The 22500-nt window shown below is 71.6% G+C and carries 19 protein-coding genes; 9 read left to right on the top strand and 10 right to left on the bottom strand.

The features are described 5' to 3' along the window. Positions 1 to 193: 193 nt before the first annotated feature. The gene (locus N1F89_RS01660) at positions 194 to 1756 is read left to right on the top strand and encodes a serine hydrolase (RefSeq protein ID WP_290080854.1); all 1563 of its coding nucleotides are present in this window, start codon (positions 194 to 196) and stop codon (positions 1754 to 1756) included. A gap of 22 nt (positions 1757 to 1778) precedes the next feature. Here the strand turns inward: N1F89_RS01660 and N1F89_RS01655 are convergent, their stop codons facing one another. Then, positions 1779 to 2552, bottom strand: a complete 774-nt coding sequence (locus N1F89_RS01655; protein WP_290080853.1) for a DUF4239 domain-containing protein — start codon at positions 2550 to 2552, stop codon at positions 1779 to 1781. Between the two features lie 96 nt (positions 2553 to 2648). After that, the gene (locus N1F89_RS01650; protein WP_290080850.1) at positions 2649 to 3893 is read right to left on the bottom strand and encodes a cytochrome P450; all 1245 of its coding nucleotides are present in this window, start codon (positions 3891 to 3893) and stop codon (positions 2649 to 2651) included. 106 nt (positions 3894 to 3999) lie between these two features. On the opposite strand from N1F89_RS01650, the gene N1F89_RS01645 reads away from it, so the two are divergent. The 8 genes from N1F89_RS01645 (at position 4000) to N1F89_RS01610 (ending at position 12823) form a co-directional block, all read left to right on the top strand. Continuing rightward, the gene (locus N1F89_RS01645; RefSeq protein ID WP_290080848.1) at positions 4000 to 5097 is read left to right on the top strand and encodes an FAD-dependent oxidoreductase; all 1098 of its coding nucleotides are present in this window, start codon (positions 4000 to 4002) and stop codon (positions 5095 to 5097) included. 122 nt (positions 5098 to 5219) lie between these two features. After that, positions 5220 to 5852, top strand: a complete 633-nt coding sequence (locus tag N1F89_RS01640) for an ATP-dependent Clp protease proteolytic subunit (protein WP_290080846.1) — start codon at positions 5220 to 5222, stop codon at positions 5850 to 5852. Positions 5853 to 6148: 296 nt separating this feature from the next. After that, complete coding sequence (clpX, locus tag N1F89_RS01635) at positions 6149 to 7423, top strand: ATP-dependent Clp protease ATP-binding subunit ClpX (RefSeq protein ID WP_290080845.1); 1275 nt, start codon at positions 6149 to 6151, stop codon at positions 7421 to 7423. A 299-nt stretch (positions 7424 to 7722) separates the two neighbouring features. Further along, on the top strand, positions 7723 to 10137 hold the full coding sequence (lon, locus tag N1F89_RS01630; RefSeq protein WP_290080843.1) for an endopeptidase La: 2415 nt from the start codon (positions 7723 to 7725) through the stop codon (positions 10135 to 10137). 194 nt (positions 10138 to 10331) lie between these two features. Continuing rightward, complete coding sequence (locus N1F89_RS01625) at positions 10332 to 10604, top strand: HU family DNA-binding protein (protein WP_290080840.1); 273 nt, start codon at positions 10332 to 10334, stop codon at positions 10602 to 10604. Positions 10605 to 10970: 366 nt separating this feature from the next. Next, positions 10971 to 11795 (top strand): manganese catalase family protein, encoded by an 825-nt coding sequence (locus N1F89_RS01620; RefSeq protein WP_290080839.1) that lies wholly within the window; start codon positions 10971 to 10973, stop codon positions 11793 to 11795. 43 nt (positions 11796 to 11838) lie between these two features. Further along, positions 11839 to 12288, top strand: coding sequence for a DUF2383 domain-containing protein (locus N1F89_RS01615; protein WP_290080837.1), 450 nt, complete (start codon positions 11839 to 11841; stop codon positions 12286 to 12288). Between the two features lie 172 nt (positions 12289 to 12460). Continuing rightward, positions 12461 to 12823, top strand: a complete 363-nt coding sequence (locus N1F89_RS01610) for a hypothetical protein (protein ID WP_290080835.1) — start codon at positions 12461 to 12463, stop codon at positions 12821 to 12823. 145 nt (positions 12824 to 12968) lie between these two features. On the opposite strand, the gene N1F89_RS01605 is transcribed toward N1F89_RS01610, so the two are convergent. Genes N1F89_RS01605 through N1F89_RS01570 form a run of 8 tightly spaced genes read right to left on the bottom strand, consistent with a single transcriptional unit; the run spans position 12969 to position 22378 of the window. Next, entirely contained in the window at positions 12969 to 13712 is a 744-nt protein-coding gene (locus N1F89_RS01605) for a TIGR04290 family methyltransferase (protein WP_290080834.1), read from the bottom strand. After that, on the bottom strand, positions 13709 to 14752 hold the full coding sequence (locus N1F89_RS01600; protein WP_290080833.1) for a UDP-glucuronic acid decarboxylase family protein: 1044 nt from the start codon (positions 14750 to 14752) through the stop codon (positions 13709 to 13711). The genes N1F89_RS01605 and N1F89_RS01600 overlap by 4 nt, the downstream gene beginning before the upstream one ends. Then, positions 14749 to 15888 carry a glycosyltransferase gene (locus tag N1F89_RS01595; protein ID WP_290080830.1) on the bottom strand — a complete coding sequence of 380 codons (1140 nt, stop codon included), beginning with the start codon at positions 15886 to 15888 and terminating at the stop codon, positions 14749 to 14751. The genes N1F89_RS01600 and N1F89_RS01595 overlap by 4 nt, the downstream gene beginning before the upstream one ends. Then, complete coding sequence (locus N1F89_RS01590) at positions 15885 to 16979, bottom strand: glycosyltransferase (RefSeq protein WP_290080828.1); 1095 nt, start codon at positions 16977 to 16979, stop codon at positions 15885 to 15887. The genes N1F89_RS01595 and N1F89_RS01590 overlap by 4 nt, the downstream gene beginning before the upstream one ends. Next, complete coding sequence (locus N1F89_RS01585) at positions 16976 to 18103, bottom strand: glycosyltransferase (RefSeq protein ID WP_290081054.1); 1128 nt, start codon at positions 18101 to 18103, stop codon at positions 16976 to 16978. Before N1F89_RS01585 ends, N1F89_RS01590 begins: the two co-directional genes overlap by 4 nt. A gap of 5 nt (positions 18104 to 18108) precedes the next feature. Next, the gene (locus N1F89_RS01580) at positions 18109 to 19254 is read right to left on the bottom strand and encodes a glycosyltransferase family 4 protein (protein ID WP_290080827.1); all 1146 of its coding nucleotides are present in this window, start codon (positions 19252 to 19254) and stop codon (positions 18109 to 18111) included. Then, on the bottom strand, positions 19251 to 21275 hold the full coding sequence (locus N1F89_RS01575) for an NAD-dependent epimerase/dehydratase family protein (protein ID WP_290080826.1): 2025 nt from the start codon (positions 21273 to 21275) through the stop codon (positions 19251 to 19253). Before N1F89_RS01575 ends, N1F89_RS01580 begins: the two co-directional genes overlap by 4 nt. Further along, positions 21272 to 22378, bottom strand: a complete 1107-nt coding sequence (locus tag N1F89_RS01570) for an NAD-dependent epimerase/dehydratase family protein (RefSeq protein ID WP_290080824.1) — start codon at positions 22376 to 22378, stop codon at positions 21272 to 21274. The genes N1F89_RS01575 and N1F89_RS01570 overlap by 4 nt, the downstream gene beginning before the upstream one ends. Between the last annotated feature and the right edge of the window lie 122 nt (positions 22379 to 22500).

The raw sequence follows: 22500 nt of genomic DNA, 5'->3' as shown, positions 1-22500 counted from the left end.
GGCTCGCGACGCCGGCTGAGGCCGGGGCGGGCCGGCGCACCCTGCGGCCGCCGGAATGGCGAACGTGGCGGCCGCCGCGCCATGCGGGGCTTGCCCTCGGATGCGCGCCGGGGTCACTGGCGGGTCTGAAACCCGATCCGAGTCGCGTGCGGCGCCGCCCGCGACCGCGCCGGCCATCAAGGAGGACCTCGCCATGCGCTTTCGTTTCCCCGTCGCCGCCGCTTTCTGCGCGTGTGCTCTGGCGGCCGGCGCGCAGGCGCAGACGGTGGTGCCCGGCGCGACACCGGCGCACGACGCGGTCGCGCTCGCGCCGGACGGCCTCGCGCGGGCGCTGGAGACGCTGCCGGCCACCGTCGAGGCGATCATGCGGCGCAGCAGCGTGCCCGGCATGGCGGTCGCCGTGGTGCACCGCGGCGAGACGGTGTTTCTCGAAGGCTTCGGCGTGCGCAGCCTGGCGACCGGCGCGCCGGTCACGCCGGACACCGTCTTCCAGATCGCCTCGATCTCCAAGTCGGTCTCGGCCACCGTGGCGGCGATCGCGGTGACGGACGGGCTGGTCGGCTGGGACGACCCGATCCGCGCGCATCTGCCGGCCTTCGCGCTGTCCGATGCCCGTGTCGGCGCGATGGTCACCGTCGGCGACATGTTCGCGCACCGCTCGGGCCTGCCGCACGCGGCCGGCGACGACCTGGAGGATTTGGGCTTTTCGCGCGCGGCGATCCTCGAACGGCTGGTCAACGTGCCGCTGGATTCCTTCCGCACCGCCTACAACTACGCCAATTTCGGCATCACCGCCGGGGCGGAGGCGGTCGCCGCGGCCGCCGGCAAGCCGTGGGAGGAGCTCGCCGCCGAGACGCTGTACGGCCCGCTCGGCATGGAGGACACCAGCTCGCGCCATGCCGATTTCGTCGCGCATCCCGAGCGCGCCACGCTGCACGCCTTCGAGGACGGGCGCTTTCGGGCGCTCTACGAGCGCGACCCCGACGAGCAGTCGCCGGCCGGCGGCGTGTCGTCGACGGCGCGCGATCTCGCCGCCTGGCTCGCGCTGCTGCTCGCCGGGGGAAAGACGGAGGACGGCACGCTGTTCGCGCCCGAGGCCCTGCTGCCGGCGCTGCGCCCGCAGGTCGTCAGCGGCCCGGCGCATGCGCCGGCCGCCCGCAGCGGGTTCTACGGCTACGGCTTCAATGTCGGCGTGACGGCGACGGGCCGGCCCGTGATAAGCCATTCCGGTGCGTTCCTGCTCGGCGCGGCGACCAATTTCCACATGCTGCCGGGCGAGGAACTCGGCATCGTCGTGCTGTCGAACGGCGGACCGGTCGGCGCCGTGGAGGCCGTGGCAGCGCACTTTCTCGACGTCGTCCAGTTCGGCGCCCCGGCGCGCGACTGGTTCGCCGCCTACAATGGCGTCATGGCGGCGATGCATGCGCCGGTCGGCGACCTGGCCGGGGCTGCGCCGCCGCGCCCGGCCGACCCGGCGCGGCCGCTCGCGCGCTATGCGGGACGCTACGCGAACGCGTACTTCGGCGATGCGACCGTCGGCGTGGCGGCGGACGGCCTGGTGCTGCGGCTCGGCCCGGACGGGATGGCCTTCCCGCTGGCGCACTGGAGCGGCGACACCTTCGCCGTGAGCCCGCGCGGCGAGAACGCCCCGGCCGGCTCGCGCTCTTCGGTGCGCTTCGACGTGCAGGCCGGCTCGCTCGTCATCGAGTATCTCGACGCCGCCGGACAGGGGACCTGGACGCGGGCGGCGGACTGAAGCCGCCGGACGGCGCCGCCCGTCACTGCGTCGCCGCGCCGCCGATCTCGGTTTCCAGCAGCCGCTCGAAGGCCGCCGGCGCCAGGTTGCCGGGCGGCGAGAACGGGTCGGAGAAGGCGTAGATGAACAGCATCACGATGCCGGTGAAGGCGCCGTAGACGCTGAGCAGCATCAGGTTGAGCGGGCTCGGCGGAAAGATGAAGTAGGGCAGGGTGATCAGCACCACCCCGGCGACCGCGGCGAACCAGAACATGCTGCTGATCGCCTGCAGCGCCGTGTTCTCCCGCTTCTGGCGCAGCTCGGCGATCTTCTGGATCTTGGCCAGCATGTGGTTGCGCAGCGCCTCTTCGCGCGCCGTCTGCGGCTCAAGGTCGAGCACCGCCAGATAGACCGTCTCGCGCAGTGACCAGGCTTCCGGCGCCAGGTGGGTGTCGCGCGCCAGCCGGTCCCACTCCTCGTCCACCACCACCCGCACATAGGCCGACAGCGCCGACTGCATGGGCTCCACCGCGTCGCCGCCGTAGCGGCGGATGTCGTTGTAGATGTCGGCCACCGCCGTCGCCTCCTCGACCAGCGAGGAGCGCAGCTCCTGATAGTCGATCATCTCCTGCGCGAAGACCAGCGCCAGGATCAGCCCGTGCAGCGCCGCGACGCGGAAGATCACCGAGCCGGCGAGCTCGCGCGTCTCGCTCTCCACCCAGCCCGACGTCAGCGCCCGCATGCCGAAATAGCTGAGCCAGGCGAGCGCGATCGTGCCGAACACGAAGACGACGCCGAGCGCCAAGGAATGCACCATTGCATTATTCCCCCGAGAGACCGGTCCCCTTGCCGGCCTCATGCGAGATAGCAGCGTGCGGCGCGAAGGCAATGGCGCGCAGGGCCTGGAAGGCGGCTACCAGGTGCAGTCGAGCCGCTCCAGCCCGTGGAAATGATAGCTGTCGCGATAGCGCGGCGGGGCGGCCGGGCGCAGCGCCGGCAGCCGCGCGAAGAGCACCGCCAGCGCGGCCTGCAGCTCGAGCCGGGCGAGCGGCGCGCCGATGCAGAAATGGATGCCGGCGCCGAAGCCGACGGTCTTCTGGTCGTCGCGGCCGGGACGGAAGCCGCGCGGCTCGGCGAAGGCCGCCGGGTCGCTGTTGGCCGCGCCGAGCAGCAGCCCGACCGTCTCGCCCGGCGCCAGCCGCACGCCCTCGGCAAGCGCGACCGGCTCGTAGGCGTAGCGGGTGAACATGTGCAGCGGCGGGTCGATGCGCAGGCATTCCTCCACCGTCGCGGCCGTCTGCGCCGGCGTGGCGAAGAAGCGGCGCGGGTCGCCGCCCTGGGCGAGCACGGTGGCGATCGCGTTGCCGGTCTGGTGCACGGTCGCCTCGTGGCCGGCGTTGAGCAGCAGGATGACCGACGACACCAGCTCGTCCTCCGACAGCCGGTCGCCGGCATCGTTGGCCGCCAGGAGCACGCTCATCAGGTCATCGCCGGGCTGCCGGCGGCGCCGGGCGGCGTGCTCGCGCACGAAGCCGGCGAAGGCGCGCGCGGCGGCGTTGGCGCTGTCCTCGGCCGCCCGGTCGGGCGCGTGCATGTACATCGCCACCATGCGGTGCGACCAGTCGAGGAGCTGCGGGCCCGCCTCGACCGGCACGCCGAGCATCTCGGCGATCACCGTGATGGGGATCGGCGTGGCGAAGCGGGCGATCAGCTCGGCCTCGCCGTCGCCGGCGAAGCCGTCGATCAGCGTGTGCGCCAGCGCCTCGACGCGCGGCCTGAGCCGCTCCACCTGGCGCGACACGAAGGCGCGGTTGACCAGCGTGCGCAGCCGGGTGTGCGCCGGCGGCTCGAGCTCCAGCATCGAGTGCGCCTCGACCGCGTCGAAATCGGCCAGATGGCCGCGCCCGGCCGGCGGCGGCAGCGTCGCCGGCCGGGCGCGGCCCAGCCGGCGGTCGCGCAGCAGCCGGTTGACCGCCTCGTAGCCGGCCACGCACCACAGGCCGTAGTCCTCCCAGAAGAAGACCGGCGCGCGGGCGTGCACCTGTGCATAGACGCGGTAGGGATCCTGGACGAAGCCGTCGGCGTGCGGGTCGAGCCGCAGCCGCCGTGTGGTCGGATCGAGGGCGAGGCCGTCGGGCGGCGTGTCGTCGGCGCGCATGGCTCCTTCTAGCCGCTTTCGGGCCGGCCGGAAATGCACCCGTCGCCTTGTTCGCGACATGCCAGCGCGTAAAGTGCGCGGCCTGAAGCGTGCGGGAGGGGCGGCCATGCAGGTGACCATCGTCGGCGGCGGCATCGCAGGGCTGTGCAGCGCCTGGGCGCTGGTGGCGGCCGGCCACGGCGTGACGCTGATCGAGCAGGGGCCGATCCCCAACCCGCTTGCCGCCTCCGGCGACCATCACCGCATCATCCGCCGCGCCTATGCGCCGGACAGCGGCTACGGCCACGCCATCACCGAGGCGTTCGAGGCGTGGGACGCGCTGTGGCGCGACATCGGCTCCGTGCACTACGATCCGCGCGGCTTCATGGCCGTCTCGCGCGCGCCGGGCGACGAGGCGGAGCGCTATCTGGAAGGCATGCGCGCCGGCGGCTGGCCGTTCGAGCGGCTCGACGGCGCGGCCGCCGCCGCGCGCTTTGCGTTCCTCGCGCCGGACAGCTTCCGCTATGCCTTCGTCTCGCCGGAGGGCGGCGCGCTGCACTGCCGGCGGATCGCCGCCGATCTGGTCGCCTGGCTGCGCCAGCGCGGCGCGGAGATCCTCGACCACACCCGCGTCGTCGCCGTCGACGGCGCGGCCGGCACGGTGCGGCTCGCCGATGGCGGGCAGCGCGGCGCCGACCGCGTGCTCGTCACCGCCGGCGCCTGGACGACGCAGCTCGTCCCCGCGCTCGCCGCGACGCTCGCGCCGCACCGCACGGCGGTCGTCTATCTCGAGCCGCCGGCCGACCTGGTCGCCGCCTGGGCGACGGCGCCGGTGATTCTCGACGTCGGCGGCCCGACCGACGGCTACATCATCCCGCCGTCGGGCGGTGCGGGGCTCAAGTTCGGCTCCGGCCTGCACAAGGAGCCGACCGCCGATGCCGACCGCGACCGCGCGCCGCGGCCCGGCGAGGGCGAGGCGGTGCGCGACCTGTTCGCCCCGCCGATCGCGCGCATCGGCGAGTACCGCGTCGCCGACGTCGTCACCTGCGCCTACACCTTCACCGCCGACGAGCGCTTCTTCTGCGCCGAGCGGGGCCGCGCGCTGGTCGTCTCGGCCTGCTCCGGCCACGGCTACAAGTTCGGCGCGGCGGTCGGCCGTCGCGTCGCCCGCGCCCTCGACGGCGGCGACACCGGCGCGCTCGCCGCCTGGCTGGCGGGCGGCTGACGGCCGCAGGCCGCGCCGGCCGCAACCCTTGCGCAACCGGGAAGCGGCGTCCTATCTATCGCGTGAGACGACAGCGAATCTGCCGGGCGGGTGCCGTCCGTCCCCGAAAGGAACTTCCCTCCATGCCCAATCCCGTCGACACCGCCATGAACCTCGTGCCGATGGTGGTCGAGCAGACCAACCGCGGCGAGCGGGCCTACGACATCTTCTCGCGGCTGCTCAAGGAGCGCATCATCTTCATCACCGGGCCGATCGAGGACGGCGTGGCGAGCCTCGTCTGCGCCCAGCTTCTGTGGCTCGAGGCGGAGAACCCGAAGAAGGAGATTGCGCTCTACATCAACTCGCCGGGCGGCGTGGTGACGAGCGGCCTGGCGATCTACGACACCATGCAGTTCATCAAGCCGGCGGTCTCCACGCTGTGCGTCGGCCAGGCCGCCTCGATGGGCTCGCTGCTGCTGTGCGCCGGCCACAAGGACATGCGCTTCGCGACGCCGCATTCGCGCATCATGGTGCACCAGCCCTCCGGCGGCTTCTCCGGCCAGGCCTCCGACATCGAGCGCCACGCGCAGGACATCATCAAGCTCAAGCGGCGCCTCAACGAGGTCTACGTCGCGCACACCGGCCAGGACTACGAGACGATCGAGCGCACGCTCGACCGCGACCACTTCATGACGGCGGAGGAGGCGCGCGACTTCGGCCTCGTCGACCGCGTCATCTCCTCGCGCGAGGCGATGGAAGGGACTCCGGCCTCGTGAAGGGCGGAACCGCCCGGCGGATGACGCGTTTTTGAGCGGGTATGCGTCATTTCTGTCACAATTTCCTGTTCCCTCGGTTCGGGCAACGGCCTACGTTAAGTATCTGTTGGTTTTCCGCGACCTAGGCTTCGGGTCGGGGATTCGCAGCGTGTTGTCGCGCTTTCCGATTTGTGTTTCGTTCGGAAGTCGACCGACGTGGCCGGCAGGGCCGGGGAGCAAGGGCAATGTCTCCCCGACCGGCAGGGTCGCCCGGCATGCGCCGACGGCCTGCCGGTGGCAGTGAAAGGACTTGGACGATGAGCAAGATCAGCAACGGCGGCGGTGATTCCAAGAACACGCTGTACTGCTCGTTCTGCGGCAAGAGCCAGCACGAGGTCCGCAAGCTGATAGCGGGCCCGACGGTGTTCATCTGCGATGAATGCGTCGAGCTGTGCATGGACATCATCCGCGAGGAGAACAAGTCCTCGATGGTGAAGTCGCGCGAGGGCGTGCCCACCCCGCAGGAGATCCTCGAGGTGCTGGACGACTACGTGATCGGCCAGGGCCACGCCAAGCGCGTCCTGTCGGTCGCCGTCCACAACCACTACAAGCGTCTGGCGCACGCCTCGAAGAACAACGACGTCGAGCTCGCCAAGTCGAACATCCTGCTGATCGGGCCGACGGGCTGCGGCAAGACGCTGCTCGCCCAGACGCTGGCGCGCATCATCGACGTGCCGTTCACCATGGCCGACGCGACCACGCTCACCGAGGCGGGCTATGTCGGCGAGGACGTCGAGAACATCATCTTGAAGCTGCTGCAGTCGGCCGACTACAACGTCGAGCGGGCGCAGCGCGGCATCGTCTACATCGACGAGATCGACAAGATCAGCCGCAAGTCCGACAACCCCTCGATCACCCGCGACGTGTCGGGCGAGGGCGTGCAGCAGGCGCTTCTGAAGATCATGGAGGGCACCGTCGCCTCGGTGCCGCCGCAGGGCGGCCGCAAGCACCCGCAGCAGGAGTTCCTGCAGGTCGACACGGCCAACATCCTGTTCATCTGCGGCGGTGCGTTCGCCGGCCTCGACAAGATCATCTCCGACCGCGGCCGCAAGACCTCGATCGGCTTTTCCGCCTCCGTCGTCTCGTCGGAGGACCGGCCGACGGGCGAGCTGCTGCGGCTGGTCGAGCCGGAGGACCTGCTGAAGTTCGGCCTGATCCCCGAATTCGTCGGCCGCCTGCCGATCCTGGCGACGCTCGAGGATCTCGACGAGCCGGCGCTGGTGCAGATCCTCACCGCGCCGAAGAACGCGCTGGTCAAGCAGTACCAGCGGCTGTTCGAGATGGAGAACGTGGAGCTCACCTTCCACGAGAACGCGCTGATGGCGATCGCCCGCAAGGCGATCGAGCGCAAGACCGGCGCGCGCGGCCTGCGCTCCATCATGGAGGCGATCCTGCTCGACACCATGTTCGAGCTGCCCGCGCTCGAGGGCGTCGAGGAGGTGGTGATCTCCGACGAGGTCGTGGCCGGCAATGCCCGCCCGCTCTACATCTACGCCGAGCGCGAGAAGGAAAAGGGCTCGGCCAGCGCCTGATGCACATTGCGTGCCGGCCGCGCGCCGGCCCCTTCGCACGGCGATGCCGGCGGCCGTTCGCCGCCGGAGGCTGTGTTTCGTCGGCGTGCATGTTGGGGACGACGCGCCGGCCTCGGGCCGCGGCGGGCTCGAAGCCTTGATCTTTGCCGGCGCTCTCTCCAAGTATGAGACAAGTCGCGGCGGGGCAGTTCCGTGCTTGAGTTCCTGGTGAGAACGCGTGACGGGCGGAACCGCGTCCCGGCCGCCAACCGCGAAGCCGCAGCCGGCCTTCCGGCGGCTGTGTCCTGAAAGGCTGAAAGATGACCGAATTCGAAAAGACGACCGGCGACCAGCGCTACCCGGTGTTGCCCCTGAGGGACATCGTGGTGTTCCCGCACATGATCGTGCCGCTCTTCGTGGGGCGCGAGAAGTCCATCAAGGCTCTGGAAGAGGTGATGGGTGCGGACAAGCAGATCCTGCTCGCCACCCAGATGAACGCGGCCGACGACGACCCGACGCCCGACGCGATCTACGACGTCGGCACGCTGGCCAACGTGCTGCAGCTTCTCAAGCTGCCCGACGGCACCGTCAAGGTGCTGGTCGAGGGCACCGCGCGTGCCCGCATCGAGGCCTTCAGCCCGCGCGAGGAGTTCCACGAGGCCGGCGTGACGATCCTCGCCGAGCCGGAGGAGGACGAGGTCGAGATCGAGGCGCTGGCGCGCTCGGTGGTCTCCGACTTCGAGAACTACGTCAAGCTGAACAAGAAGATCTCGCCCGAGGTGGTCGGCGCGACGAGCCAGATCGAGGACTACTCGAAGCTCGCCGACACGGTCGCCTCGCATCTCGCGATCAAGATTCCCGAGAAGCAGGAGATGCTCGGCACGCTGTCCGTGCGCGAGCGCCTGGAGAAGGCGATGGGCTTCATGGAGGCCGAGATCTCGGTGCTCCAGGTGGAGAAGCGCATCCGCAGCCGCGTCAAGCGCCAGATGGAGAAGACGCAGCGCGAGTACTACCTCAACGAGCAGATGAAGGCGATCCAGAAGGAGCTCGGCGAGGGCGAGGACGGCCGCGACGAGGCGGCCGAGCTCGAGGAGCGCATCAAGAAGACCAAGCTGTCGAAGGAGGCGCGCGAGAAGGCCGAGGCGGAGCTGAAGAAGCTGCGCACCATGTCGCCGATGTCGGCCGAGGCCACCGTCGTGCGCAACTATCTCGACTGGCTCCTGTCGATCCCGTGGCGCAAGTTCGGCCGCGTGAAGAACGACCTCGGCTATGCCGAGGAGGTTCTTGACGCCGATCATTACGGCCTCGACAAGGTCAAGGAGCGCATCGTCGAGTATCTCGCCGTGCAGAGCCGGCAGAAGAAGCTCAAGGGACCGATCCTTTGCCTCGTCGGACCGCCCGGCGTCGGCAAGACCTCGCTCGGCAAGTCGATCGCGCGGGCCACGGGCCGCGAGTTCATCCGCATGGCGCTCGGCGGCGTGCGCGACGAGGCCGAGATCCGCGGCCACCGGCGCACCTATATCGGCTCGATGCCCGGCAAGGTCATCCAGTCGATGAAGAAGGCCAAGAAGTCCAACCCGCTCTTCCTGCTCGACGAGATCGACAAGATGGGCATGGACTTCCGCGGCGATCCGTCCTCGGCGCTGCTCGAGGTGCTCGACCCGGAGCAGAACTCGACCTTCATGGACCACTATCTCGAGGTCGAGTACGACCTGTCGAGCGTCATGTTCGTGACGACGGCGAACACGCTGAACATCCCGCCGGCCCTGATGGACCGGATGGAGATCATCCGCATCGCCGGCTACACGGAGGACGAGAAGGTCGAGATCGCCAAGCGGCACCTGCTGCCCAAGGCGATGCGTGACCACGCGCTGGCCGACAAGGAGTTCGCCATCTCCGACGAGGCGCTGCAGGCGGTCATCCGCACCTACACGCGCGAGGCGGGCGTGCGCAATCTCGAGCGCGAGCTGATGAAGCTCGCCCGCAAGGCGGTGACCGAGATCCTGCGCACCGACAAGACGCGCGTCGACGTGACGGAGGACAACCTGGCCGACTATCTCGGCGTGCCGCGCTTCCGCTTCGGCCAGGCCGAGGGCGAGGACCAGATCGGTGTCGTCACCGGTCTCGCCTGGACCGAGGTCGGCGGCGAGCTGTTGACGGTGGAAGGCGTGATGATGCCCGGCAAGGGCAAGATGACCGTCACCGGCAACCTGCGCGACGTGATGAAGGAATCGATCTCGGCGGCGGCCTCCTATGTCCGCTCGCGGGCGATCGACTTCGGCATCGAGCCGCCGGTCTTCGACAAGAAGGACATCCACGTGCACGTGCCGGAAGGCGCGACGCCGAAGGACGGTCCGTCGGCCGGTGTCGCCATGGTCACCGCGATCGTCTCCGTGCTCACCGGCATTCCGGTGCACAAGGAGGTCGCCATGACCGGCGAGGTGACGCTGCGCGGCCGCGTGCTGCCGATCGGCGGCCTCAAGGAGAAGCTCCTGGCGGCGCTGCGCGGCGGCATCAAGAAGGTGCTGATCCCCGAGGAGAACGCCAAGGATCTGGCCGACATCCCGGACAACGTGAAGAGCGGTCTGGAGATCGTGCCGGTCAGCCGGGTCGGCGAGGTGCTGGAGCATGCGCTGGTGCGCAAGCCCGAGCCGATCGAATGGACCGAGCCGGTCGAGACGGCAGCCAAGGTCGACGTGCCGGAGGACGCGGCGGGCCAGACCGTGGCCCACTGACACCGCTCCCGCATCGCGAAAATCGGAAAGCCGGGCCCTCGGGTCCGGCTTTCTTGTCGAAAAGACCCCTCAAACCGCGCATTTCCCGGTTTTTTCGGGATTTGCCGCTTGGTGCTCCTTCCGCTTCTTCCTAGAATTGCGGTCCTGCCGGCGTGAGTCGTGCGTTCCGGTCTCCAAGGAAGGGGTAATTATTGATGAACAAGAACGAGCTCGTAGCCGCCGTCGCCGACGAGGCCAACATCTCCAAGGGGGATGCCCAGTCGGCGGTCGATGCGGTCTTCTCGGTCATCACGCGTGAGTTGAAGGGGGGCGGCGACGTGCGCCTGGTGGGCTTCGGCAATTTCAGCGTCTCGCACCGCAAGGCGTCGACCGGCCGCAACCCGCAGACCGGCGCGCAGGTTCAGGTTCCCGCGCGCAACGTGCCGCGTTTCTCGGCCGGCAAGGGCCTCAAGGACGCCGTCAACTGACGATGGGAAAAGGGGCGCGCAGCGCCCCGTCCGCCGGGCGGCGACGTCCGGACGACTGAAGAAGCCGGGCCTGCGCCCGGCTTTTTCGTTGTTGCTCGCGCTCCGTGCGCCGTGCCCGGCCTGCCGCCCGTGCGGCTGCCCGCCGGGCAGGCGGGGCGCCGCCGCTCGTGCGCCGTCACGGCCGGCAGCGCCCGCGACGCGGCAGCGCATGCCTCCCCGAAAAGACCCCGTGCCATGAAGCCTCGCTCGAGCGGCGGCGTGCCCGCGGCACGGCCGCCTGCGGCCGGCCGGGCCGTTTTTCGCGCCGGAGCGGAACTCAACGGCGCGCGGTTTGTTTCGCACGTTCTACGCGAGACGGAGGCCACGATGTTTCATCATTCTTCGAAGCTGCAGTACAAGGTGCGCGTCGACCGTCCCGATCCGCTGTTTGCCAAGTATCTTCAACAGGCGATCGGCGGCATCGAGGGCGAAATTCGCGTCGCCATGCAGTATTTCTTCCAGGCGATGGGCGCGCGCGGCGATCCCAAATACCGCGACATGCTGATGATGACGGCGACGGAGGAGCTGTCGCACATCGAGTTCCTCGGCCACGCGGTGGCGCTGAACCTCGAGGGCGCGACCGTGTCGGAGCAGGACGAGGCGGCGCAGGACCCGGTGGTCAACGCCATCCTCGGCGGCATGAACCCGCGCCACATTCTGTCGTCGGGCCTGTCGGCGATGCCGGTTAACGCCAACGGCGTGCCCTTCGACATGAGCCATGTCTACGCCACCGGCAACATCGGTGCCGACATGATGGCGAACGTGACGGCCGAGGCGGGCGGCCGGGTGCTCGCCAGCCGGCTCTACCACATGACCGACGACGCCGGCATGAAGGACATGCTGTCCTTCCTGATCGCGCGCGACACGATGCACCAGCAGCAGTGGCTGGCCGTCATCGAGGAGCTGGGCGGCATGGAAAAGCAGCTTCCCGTGCCCAACTCGACGCCGCAGGACAACGAGGCGACCGAGCACTCCTACTACTTCCTCAACACCTCGCTCGACGAGCCGACGCCCGAGGGTCGCTGGACCTCCGGCGCCTCGCTCGACGGTCGCGGCAAGTTTTCCGCGCGCGACAAGCCCGAGCCGCTCGGCCAGAAGCCCGATCTCGGCAAGGCCCGGCCCGACACCGCCGCGCAGAGCGAGCAGATGTAGCCGCCGCCCGCATGGGCGGCCACCCCGACAAGGAGACACCACCATGGCAACGACCGTCGGAACGAGCGGCGACTTCGCCACCCTGATCGAGAACATGCTGTCGCTGGAACGCGACGCGATCGCCGCCTACGAGGCGACCATCGAGCGGCTCGAGGACGCCGGGCGCAAGCAGACCGTGGCCGGCTTCAAGGCCGACCACGAGCGCCACGTCGCCGAGCTCGAGCGCCTGGCGCGCGAGCATGACGCGACCATCCCCGACGAGGGCGACCTGAAGCAGATGCTCACCACCGGCAAGGTCAAGCTCGGCGGCCTGATGGGCGAGGGCGCGCTGTTGAAGGCGATGAGCAGCAAAGAGGACGACACCATCGCCGCCTACCGCCATGCGGTGGAGAACGATGCGGTGCCGGCCTCCGCCAAGCCTGTCTTCGAGGCGGCACTGTCCGACGAACGGCGCCACAAGGCGTGGATGGATGAGGCCGCCGCGGCGGCCTGAGGCCGCGCCACCTCCAGCGCACGGGGCCGCGCCCGCAAGGGTGCGGCCCCACGCGTTTTCCGGAACGCTTGCTTCCCGCAACCGGAACCCTCTGCGCACGCAGGCGTTGCACGGCATGAACCGACACGGCCGGCGATGCGGCGGTGCGGGCCGCAGGCAGGAGACCAGCGCCATGGCCAAGGACTTTCCGCGCAAGCCGTCCGGCGAGGAGGCCAGGCTTCGCGACGACATCGACAGCGGCCGCACCGGCGACAAGGTGGCCGCGGCCGATCCCGCGGTCGCGCCGCTCGGCACCGACGCGGAGGCCGGCGGCACGCCGACCGATCCGCAGGCGGCCGCCGCGGAGCGCCGCCGGGCGACCGGCGGTCCGACATCGGGCGGCGCCGGCGAGACGTCGGCCGGACGGGCCGGCCGCGGCGCGGCGAGCGGCAGGGGCGGGCCGGGCAACGGTGCCTCGGCCGGCCGCGCGGTCGCCGGCGCGCTTCTGGCGGTCGCCATCGCGGTGGTGGTGGCCGTCGCGCTCGCCTGGGCGTGACCGGACGCGCGGTTGGCCACGGCGCCGTCCGGTCTCCCCGTTTGATGGCGCACGCGGCCTGAGGGACCGCCCGCCCGTGCTTTCTTTCGCGCGCGCATGGCCGGTCGCGACAACCGGCTCCCCGAGACGTTGAGGGAGTGCCGAATCAGAGCGGCGGCGGCTCGACCGCCTCCGGCCGCCGGCCGCGCCGGCACAGATAGACCTCGCGCTCGGGATTGGCCTCGATCGCGAAGCCGGCGCTGCGCAGCATCGCCTCCGCGGCCGCCTTGTTGGGAATGAACCAGTTGGTCGGGTCGGCCGCGTAGCGCGCCTCGACGAAATGCAGCTTGGGGAAGTCGTCGCGCTCGAACACCGCCCATTCCGAGAACGGGTGGTCGGGCGCCAGCCCCTCGACGCGCTCGGAGCCGCGCTGCATGCACTGGAACAGCAGCCGGTCGCCGACTGCGTGCTCGTAGAGCAGGTCGAGCGCCAGCAGCGGGTGGCGCAGATGGTAGAGCACGCCCATGAACAGCACCAGATCGAAGCGCTCGCCGAGCTTTGCTACCTCGTAGACCGACATCTGGCGGAACTCGATGGCATGCCCCTCGTGGCGGGCGGCGAACTCCGCCTGGCGCAGATAGCGCGGGTCCGAATCGATGCCGACGACGCGGCCGGCGCCGCGCCGCTTCATCTCGATGGCGTAGAAGCCGGCGTTGCAGCCGATATCGAGCACGCTCGCCCCGTCGAGATCCTCCGGCACCACGTGCTTGAAGCCGTCCCACTTGAAGGCCGGATAGTCGCCGAGAAAGTGGTCGGGCGCGGTCTGCAGGCCGCCGATCCTCAGATTGTGGAACCACGGGCCGAGCGCGGCGATCCGCGCCGCCAGGTCGGGCTTCACGCGTTCGTTCATGGCGTCGCTCCGATGTTCGAGGCGCGCTCGCGCGGCACCGCGTCGCGCCGGCCGGCGGCCGGCGGCGCGAGCTGCGCGAACCAGTCGATGGTCGGCGGCAGGCCCTCGGCCAGCGTCACCCTGGGCGCCCAGCCGAGCAGCGTCTTGGCGCGCGAGATGTCGGGCCGGCGCCGCCGTGGATCGTCCTGCGGCAGCGGCCGGTGCTCGACCGGCGAGGAGGTCGGGATCAGCGAGCGGATGATGGCCACGAGGTCGCGCACGGCGAACTCGCCGGGATTGCCGAGATTGACCGGCACCTGCGGGTTGGGCGTCACCGCCATCATCGCCATCAGCCCGTCCACCAGGTCCGAGACGTAGCAGAAGGAGCGCGTCTGGGCGCCGCTGCCATAGACCGTCAGCGGCGCGTTGCGCAGCGCCTGCACCACTAGGTTGGAGATGATGCGCCCGTCGTCGGCGCGCATGCGCGGGCCGTAGGTGTTGAAGATGCGCACCACCCGCGCGTCGACGCCGGCGCCGTGCAGCATGTCGAAGCACAGCGTCTCGGCCGCCCGCTTGCCCTCGTCGTAGCAGGCGCGCGGGCCGGTGCAGTTGACGTTGCCGCGATAGTCCTCGGTCTGCGGATGCTCCTCCGGGTCGCCGTAGACCTCGCTGGTCGAGGCCTGCAGGAAGCGCGCGCCGTGCGCGCGGGCGAGCGTCAGCAGGTTGTGCGTGCCCTGCACGCTGGTCAGCATGGTGTGCACGCGGTCGGCCTGGTAGTGCGGCGGCGAGGCGGCGCAGGCGAGATTGTAGATCTCGTCGAGCGGCTCCTCGATGGCGACCGGCTCGCAGATGTCGTGCCGCACCAGCCGGAAGCGCGGGTGGTTCTCGAGCGGCGCCACGTTGGTCTCGCTGCCGGTCAGGAAGCTGTCGAGACAGATCACCGTATGGCCGGCGGCCAGCAGCGCGTCGCACAGATGCGAGCCGACGAAGCCGGCGCCGCCGGCCACGAGCACGGTCCGCGGCGCGCCGTCGTCGGGACGGCGAATGGGCGGGGCGGTCACCATTGCGTTTCCTTTCCGGCCGCTTCGGCGGCCTGCGCGCCGGGCGGGCGGCCCGGCCTGTCGTCGTCGAGGCATTCCCTGAGCGCGATCGCCATCTCCTCGGCTCGCGCCCGGCCGGTGTGGCCGGCCATCACGCGCGCGTGCGCGGCCTCGGCCAGGGCCCGGCGCTGCGGCTCGTCGAGCGCCGTCAGCGCGGCCGTCACGTCGGCCGTGTCGTCGGCGATCAGGACGGCCTCGCCCTCCGGCAGGAGCGCGTCGAGGCCGCGCCAGCGGTCGCTGATGATCGGCGTGCGGCAGGCGGCCGCCTCGAACAGGCGCACGCTCGGCGACCACCCGGCGGCGATCATGTCGGCGCGCGTCACGTTGAGCGTGAAGCGCTGGCGGCTGTAGAAGGAGGCGTGCTCGCCGGGCGGCAGATGCTCGATGCGCGCGACGTTGGCCGGCCAGGCGATGTCGTCGGGATACTGCGAGCCGGCGACGACGAAGCGCCGTTCGGGCAGCCGCCGCGCCGGCTCGATCAGCAGCCGCTCCAGCGCCGGCTGCCGGTCCGGGCTGTAGGTGCCGAGATAGCCGAGATCCCATTGCGGCGCCTCGCCGGTCGGCCGGTAGGCGTCGGCGTCGACCGAGCAGTAGAGCGCCGCCGCGCGGCGCGCGCCGTAGCCCGTCTCCAGCTCGTCGAGCACCGTGCCGCCGGAGAACGAGAAGTAGACGTCGAACAGCGGGATCTGCCGGCGCGCGAGGAAGGCCTCGTCGCCGCGCTCGAGCCGGGCGAGCGTCACCGGCGTGTCGATGTCGTAGAAGCACAGCAGCCGCGGCCGCGCGGCGGCGAGCGCATCGATCAGCTTCGGGCCGTCCGGCACGTAGGAGCCGACGATCACCGCGTCGGCCTCGGCGATCTCCGCGCCGAAGCGCGCCGTCGCGTCCTCCACCCCGTCATAGTAGGCGAGGCGGCAGAAATCCGGGTCCGGCAGGTCGCGGTGGGCGGCGTACCACGGCACGTCGCGCTCGAGAAACAGGACGCGGTGGCCCGCCTCGGCGGCGCCGCGCAGCAGGCTGCGATAGGTGGTGGCGTGGCCGTTGCCCCAGGAGGAGGACAGCGACAGGCCGAACACGACGAGGGTGAGGGCATGGGTCATTCGGCAGCGTCCCTGGACTTTGCGGCGTGCAGCGCCCGCATGATGCGGTCGGCCTCCATCGCCCGGTGGTCGTAGGTGTGCTCGGCGAGCACACGGGCGAGGGCGCGCCGGCCGATGGCGCGCGCGTGCTCCTCGGCGAGCTGGTCCATGATGGCGGCCACGTCCTGGCCGTCGCGCGCCACCAGCACCTCCTCGTCGGGCTTGAGGAACAGCTCGATGCCGTCCCAGTGGTCGGTGAGCAGGCAGGCGCCGGCGCCGGCCGCCTCGAAGACGCGGGTCGCCGGCGAGAAGCCGTTCGCCGCCATGCTGTCGCGCGACACGTTGAGCACCGCCTTCGGCGTCGCGTTGAAGGCGTTGTGGTCGGCCGTCGGCACGTGGCCGATGTAGCGCACATTGGCCGTCACCGGCTTGTCGTCCCAGCCCGAGCCGCCGAGCAGGAATCGCGCGTCGGGCAGGGCGGCGGCGGGTTCGAGGAAGAAGGCCTCGACGCGCGCCTCGCGGTCGGGCAGCCGGTTGCCGAGGAAGGCGAGATCGGCGGCAAAGCGCGGCTCGGCCGTCACCGGGTGGTGCGTCTCGGGGTCGAGCGCATTGTAGATCGGGTGGCAGGCGCGCGCGCCGAGCGCGCGATAGGCGGCCACCACCGGCTCGCCGCCGCCATAGGTCAGCACCGCGTCGATGCGGCCGAGCGCGCGGCGCAGCGGATGTTCGGGCGCCGCCTGCAGCTCGGCCAGCGTCGCCGGCGCGTCGACGTCCCAGAACAGCGCCACCGCGTCGGCGCGGCAGGCCTGCAGCACGCACGCCAGCAGCAGGTCGTCGGCGAACCCCACGCCGCTCGCCTTGACGACGATGTCGGCCTCCGCGGCCTCGGCCGCCACGCGCGCCGCCGCCGCCTCGCTCGCCTCGTAGACGACGACGCGGCACCATGCGGGCGGCGCGATGTCGCGGTGCTGCTGCCGGCCGAAGGCGTCGGGCTCGTAGAAGGTGATGTCGAAGCCGCGCGCGGCGAGCGCGCGCAGCAGCCCGCGATAGTAGGTCGCCGCCCCGTTCCAGTAGGACGACAGCAGGCTGGAGCCGTAGAAGGCGAGCTTCATCGTGCCGCCTCCCGCACCGCGACCGGCGCCGCCGGCTCGCGCGTGCCGAGCGCGGCCAGGATGGCGAGAAGCTCGTCGACCCGGTGGCGGCAGGTGTGCCGCGCGCGGATGGTGGCCAGCCCGCTGTCGGCGAGCGCCCGGCGCAGCGCCGCGTCGTTGAGAAGGTCGCGCATGTGGCGCGCCATCGCTTCGCCGTCCTGCGCCACGAGATAGTCGCGGCCGGGCCGGAACAGCCCCTCCGCGTCGTCCCACGGCGCCGAGATCAGCGGAATGCCGCAGGCCAGCGCCTCGAACACGCGGATGGTGGGGATGCCCGGCAGCGCCGCGACATAGGGCCGGCGCGGCACGTGCACGGTGAAGCGGTGGCGGGCGAAGGCGGCCGGCACGTCGGCATTGGCGATCCAGCCGCCATAGGCGAGGCCGGCCCGCTCGAGCGCGGCCAGCGCGGAGCGGGGATAGCGCACGCCGCGCACCGTGCCGGCGAGGCCGAGCCGGCCGGCCGGTTCGACGAGGAAGCTCTCGAGCTCGGCGGCGCGCTCGTCGTCGCCCCAGTTGCCGATCCAGATCAGGTCGCGCTCGGGCTCGGCATGCGGCTCGGGCGCGAACACCGTGTCGTCGGCCGCCTCGTGCCACACGAAGGTGCGCCGGCCCCAGCCGGCCCGCTCGTAGCGGCGGCGCAGCGCCGCGCCGAAGGCGAGCACGCCGTCATAGTCGTCGAGCGACAGCGCCGCGATCTCGCCCTGCGCGGAGACCGCGCGGTGATGGGTGTCGTGAAACAGCAGCGTGAAGCCGGCCTGCCGCCTGATCCGGCCGATCTCGGCGACCAGCGCCGGGTCGGTCCACTCGTGCACGATCACCACGTCGGCCCCGTCGAGCGCGGCGGCGTGGTCGAAGTCCGCGCCGTAGCTGCGCGGCGCGAGGTCGGGGAAGCGGCGCCGGAAGCGGTCGAGCGCGGCCGGGCCCTGCTCGGCGAGCAGGTTGGCCCGGCTCCAGCCGTCGGCCGGCTCGAGCGCCGTCACCTCGTGGCCGCGGCGCAGCAGCTCGCGCAGCACGCCGCGCAGGAAGTGGGCGTTGCCATGGTTCCAGTCGGAGACCAGCGAGTGGGTGTAGAAGACGAAACGCATGGCGCTCACACCGCGATCGGCCGGGGCTCGGAGCGTCTGGCCATGGCCGCCGCATAGAGGCCCTGCATGGCGCGCACCTGGCGCTCCTGCGTGAACCCGGCGGCGCGCACCCGGGCGCGGCCGGCAAGGTCGGCGCGCAGCGCGTCGTCGTCGGCGAGCCGGTTGATCGCCGCGGCGAAGCCGGCCGCGTCGGCCGGTGCGGCGAACAGCGCCGCGCCGTCCCACAGCTCGCGATAGGTCGCATTGTCGGCCAGCACCAGCGCCGCGCCGCCGCTCGCCGCCTCCAGCGCCGCCAGGCCGAACGGCTCGTAGATCGACGGCGAGACGACGATGCCGGCCTCCGCCATGTGGCGCCGCGCCGCCGTGTTGGGGATCTCGCCGAGGTGGCGGGCGTGCGCGAAGCCGAACGTCTGGCCGTCCGGACCGTGCGTCGGACCGGCGGCCAGCACCGGCCACCGCGCATCGGCCGCCGCCCGGTCGAGCGTCGCGCCGTTCTTGCCCTCGTCCCACCAGCGCCCGGCGGCGAAGACGAAGGGCTGCTTGCGCGCGGCCGGGGCGAGCGGCCGCACCGCGTTGGGCACCACCCGTGCGGCGACCGAGGGCCCATAGGTCCTGGCCAGCATGGCGGCATGGCTGGCGCTCGGCGCCACCACCGTGTCGGCCGCGGCCAGGCCGGCGGCGTTGCGCGCATGATGCCAGGCGAGCGGCGCCGGCAGGCCGCTGCCGCGCACGGCGCGGAACCACGTCGCCACGCAGGAATGCGACACGGCGAGCACCGGCACGTCGAGCGCCAGGCCGGCCGCCTGGCTCGGCAGGTTGAGATGCACCAGGTCGACGCGGTGGCGCGCGACCAGCTCGCCGAGGAGCTGCGGCACGGCCTCGAGCGCGGCTTCGCCCTCGGCCGTCCAGTCGAGCGGCGCCGGCAGCCACACCAGCCGTCCGGCATCGGCGGCTTCGGCCGCCTTGCTGGCGTCGGGCTGCGGCCCGAAGCCGGCGAAGGTCACCGCGGTGCCGGCCGCCTGCAGCGCCCGGCCGAGGTCGAGCGCGTAGCGCCATACACCGCCGACCGCGTCGAGCGTCATCAGCACGTGGGCGGGCCGCGGCGCCGGGCCGTCCGGCATCGTCCGGTCGAAGGCGGGCGCTGCGGTCATGCCAGCGCCCTGCGCCGTGCGTCGCCGGCGATGCGGTGCGCGCGCAGCCAGTCGGCCAGCTCGGCCAGCCCCTCGCGCCACGGCACGCGCGGCCGCCAGCCGACGGCGGCCTCCAGCCGGCGGTTGTCGGCGACGAAGTAGAGCTGGTCGCCCTGCCGCCACGGCCCGTGCGCGACCGGCACCTTGCGCGCCGTCAGCCGCTCGATCTCGCGCAGCACCATGCGGATGCTGACGGCGTTGTGCGGGCCGCCGCCGAGATTGAAGGCCTGGCCCTTCACCCGGTCGATGTCGCAGAGCAGCGCGCGGTAGGCGCCGACCGCGTCGCTGACGTGCAGGATGTCGCGCACCTGCCGGCCGTCGCCATAGACCGAGATCGGCTCGCCCGACAGCGCGCGGATCAGGAAATGCGCCACCCAGCCCTGGTCCTCGGTGCCGAACTGCCGTGGCCCGTAGACGCAGCTCATGCGCAGCACCGCCGAGCGCACGCCGTAGTGCCGGGCATAGTCGAGCACGTACTGGTCGGCCACGCCCTTCGAGCAGCCGTAGGGCGTGCAGAAGTCGAGCGGCCGATCCTCGCCGATGCCGCCGGCGCGCACCGCCTCGTCCTCGGGGATGTAGCGGTCGTCGAGCGCCACCATGGCGAGGTCGTCGAGCCCGCCATAGACCTTGTTGGTGCTGGCGAACAGCACCGGCGCATCGGTGCCGGCGCGGCGCACCGCCTCGAGCACGTTGACGGTGCCGCGCGCATTGACCTCGAAATCGTCCACCGGGTCTTCGAGGCTGGTCGTCACCGCCGTCTGCGCGGCGAGATGGACGACCGCCCGCGCATCGGCCAGCGGCGCCTGCAGCGCGCCGAGGTCGCGCACGTCGATCAGCGCCGAATGCACGCGCTCGCCATGCGCCCGGCACAGCCAGTCGAGATTCTGCTCGACGCCCGGCCGGCTCAGATTGTCGAGCACCAGCACCTCCTGGCCGTCGGCCAGCAGGCTGTCGGCGAGGTTGGCGCCGATGAAGCCGGCGCCGCCGATCACCGCGACCGGGCGTGCCTTCCTGACCAGCGTCGGGCGGCCGAGCTCGCACACCGCGCGCACCCGCGGCACGCCGCCCTCCATCAGGAGGCGGGCGAGCAGCTTCGGCCGGTTGGCCTTGTCGACGGCGCCGAGGTGATAGTGGCGCGGATCGAACCAGTGGCCCTCCTGCACCGCGATGTCGGACGGCACGTCGCGCCAGCTGTACCAGTAGACGCGGTCGACCGGCGCGGCGAGCGCCTCCAGGAAGCGGCGGGCCTGCTCGATCTCGTCGTTGCGCCAGGTCGAGTAGCCGGTCTCGGTGATCCAGATCTCGGCGTCGCCGTTGTGGCGCGCCAGGATTGCGCGCGTCTCCTCGACGTAGCGCTGCCAGCCCTGCCAGCTTCCCGCCTCGCTGTCCCAGGTGCCGGGAAAGCCGTGCAGGCCGACGGCGGCGATCTCGTCGAGCACGCCGCGCTCGCCCATCAGGTTGAGCCAGTGGGCATCGAACGGGCAGGGGCCGCCGAGCACCGGCTGCCAGCCGCGCCGGCGCGCCCAGTGCGCCGCGCCGCCGATCATCTCGCAGAACAGCCGGTAGTCGGTGTCTTCGCGCCAGTCCCAGTCGAGCAGGTTGTTGGGCTCGTTCCACAGCTCGATGCTGCGGAAATGCCGGCCGTAGCGCGTCAGCACGTGGTCGACGAAGTCGGCGTAGTCCTTGAGCCGGCGCGGCGCGCCGGTGGTGCGGCCGTTGCGGGCGAGCGACGGCGGCGTGTAGTGCACGCAGGGCAGCAGGTCGATCTGCGGCCCGAGCTTGGGGATCAGCCAGTCGTACCAGGCCTCGCCGCCGGGCGCGAGATACTCCGCCCACGACAGGTGGGTGCGCACGTAGCGTGCGCCCGAGGCGATCAGGTCGGGCAGGAGCTCCTCGGTGCGCTCGTACTCGCCGGGGCGGAACCACTCGACGAAGCCGTAGGGCACGTGCGTCGCCTGTTGCGGGTCCTCGCGCGCCGTCATGACACCAGGCCCCGCTCCTCGAGCTGGCGGCGCATCTCCGCGCCGCGATCGGTCGCCGAGGTCGACAGCACCCATTCGGCGAGCTCGCCGAGCGCGGTCTCCAGCCGCCGCTCCGGCTCGAAGCCAAGCAGCTCGCGCGCCTTGCCGATGTCGGCGAAGCAGTGGCGGATGTCGCCGGCGCGCGCCTTGCCGAGGATCTCCGGCTCGGTGTCCGGCACGCCCATCGCCTCGGCGAGAAGCCGGGCGACGGCCGTGATGGTGTAGGCGTCGCCGCTGCCGATGTTGATGACGTGGCCGGGGGCGCGCGGCTTGTCGAGCGCCAGCCGGAAGGCGCGCGCCACGTCGCGCACATGCACGAAGTCGCGGCGCTGCTCGCCGTCCTCGAAGATCATCGGCGGCTTGCCGTTGGCCAGCCGCGCGGCGAAGTTGGCGAGCACGCCGGTATAGGGGTTGGAGAGCGCCTGGCCGGGGCCGAACACGTTGAACAGCCTGAGCGCCACCGCCTCCACGCCGTAGGCCTCGCCGAACAGCAGCGTCGCCCGCTCCTGCATGAACTTGTTGAGCGCGTAGATCGAGGCGAGCTCGACCGGCTTCTCCTCGTCGGTGGCGACCGGCACGAGCGGCCGCCCCGCCGCGTCGAGCGGGTCCCAGGCGCCGCGCGCCACCGCCTCGGGACGCCGGCGCACGGCGCCGCGGCGCTCGCCGTCGGCCGTCTCGTAGAGTCCCTCGCCGTAGACGCTCATCGAGGAGGCGACGACGATGCGCCGCACGCGCCGCTCGATCATCGCCTCGAGCAGCACCGCGGTGCCCAGGTCGTTGCCGCTGACATAGCGGGCGATCTCGTACATCGACTGGCCGACGCCGACCTCGGCGGCGAGGTGGACGACGCCGTCGACGCCCTCGAGGGCGGCGCGCACGGCGTCCATGTCGCGGATGTCGCCGCGCACGGTCTCCACCGCGTCGGGCATGCGCGGCGCGCCGTCGCCGTGCACCTGGTCGATCAGCGCATCGAAGGCGCGCACCGCATGGCCGGCGGCAAGCAGCTCGTCGCAGACCGCGCGGCCGATGAAGCCGCAGCCTCCTGTGACCAGTATCTTTCTCACATCGTCACCATCGGTGGTTCGTCGTCGTCGGAGCGGGATGATCCTTCGCCCCAATGCGCGAGACCGTGGCCGGTTCCACCGGCGGCCGGCACGGCCCGCAGCAGGTGCACGGCCTGCACACG

The organism is Aquibium sp. A9E412 (assembly GCF_030398335.1).
Classification (GTDB): Bacteria; Pseudomonadota; Alphaproteobacteria; order Rhizobiales; family Rhizobiaceae; genus A9E412.
The sequence above is the reverse complement of the archived record's forward strand: the minus strand, read 5'-3'. Positions and strand labels throughout refer to the sequence as shown.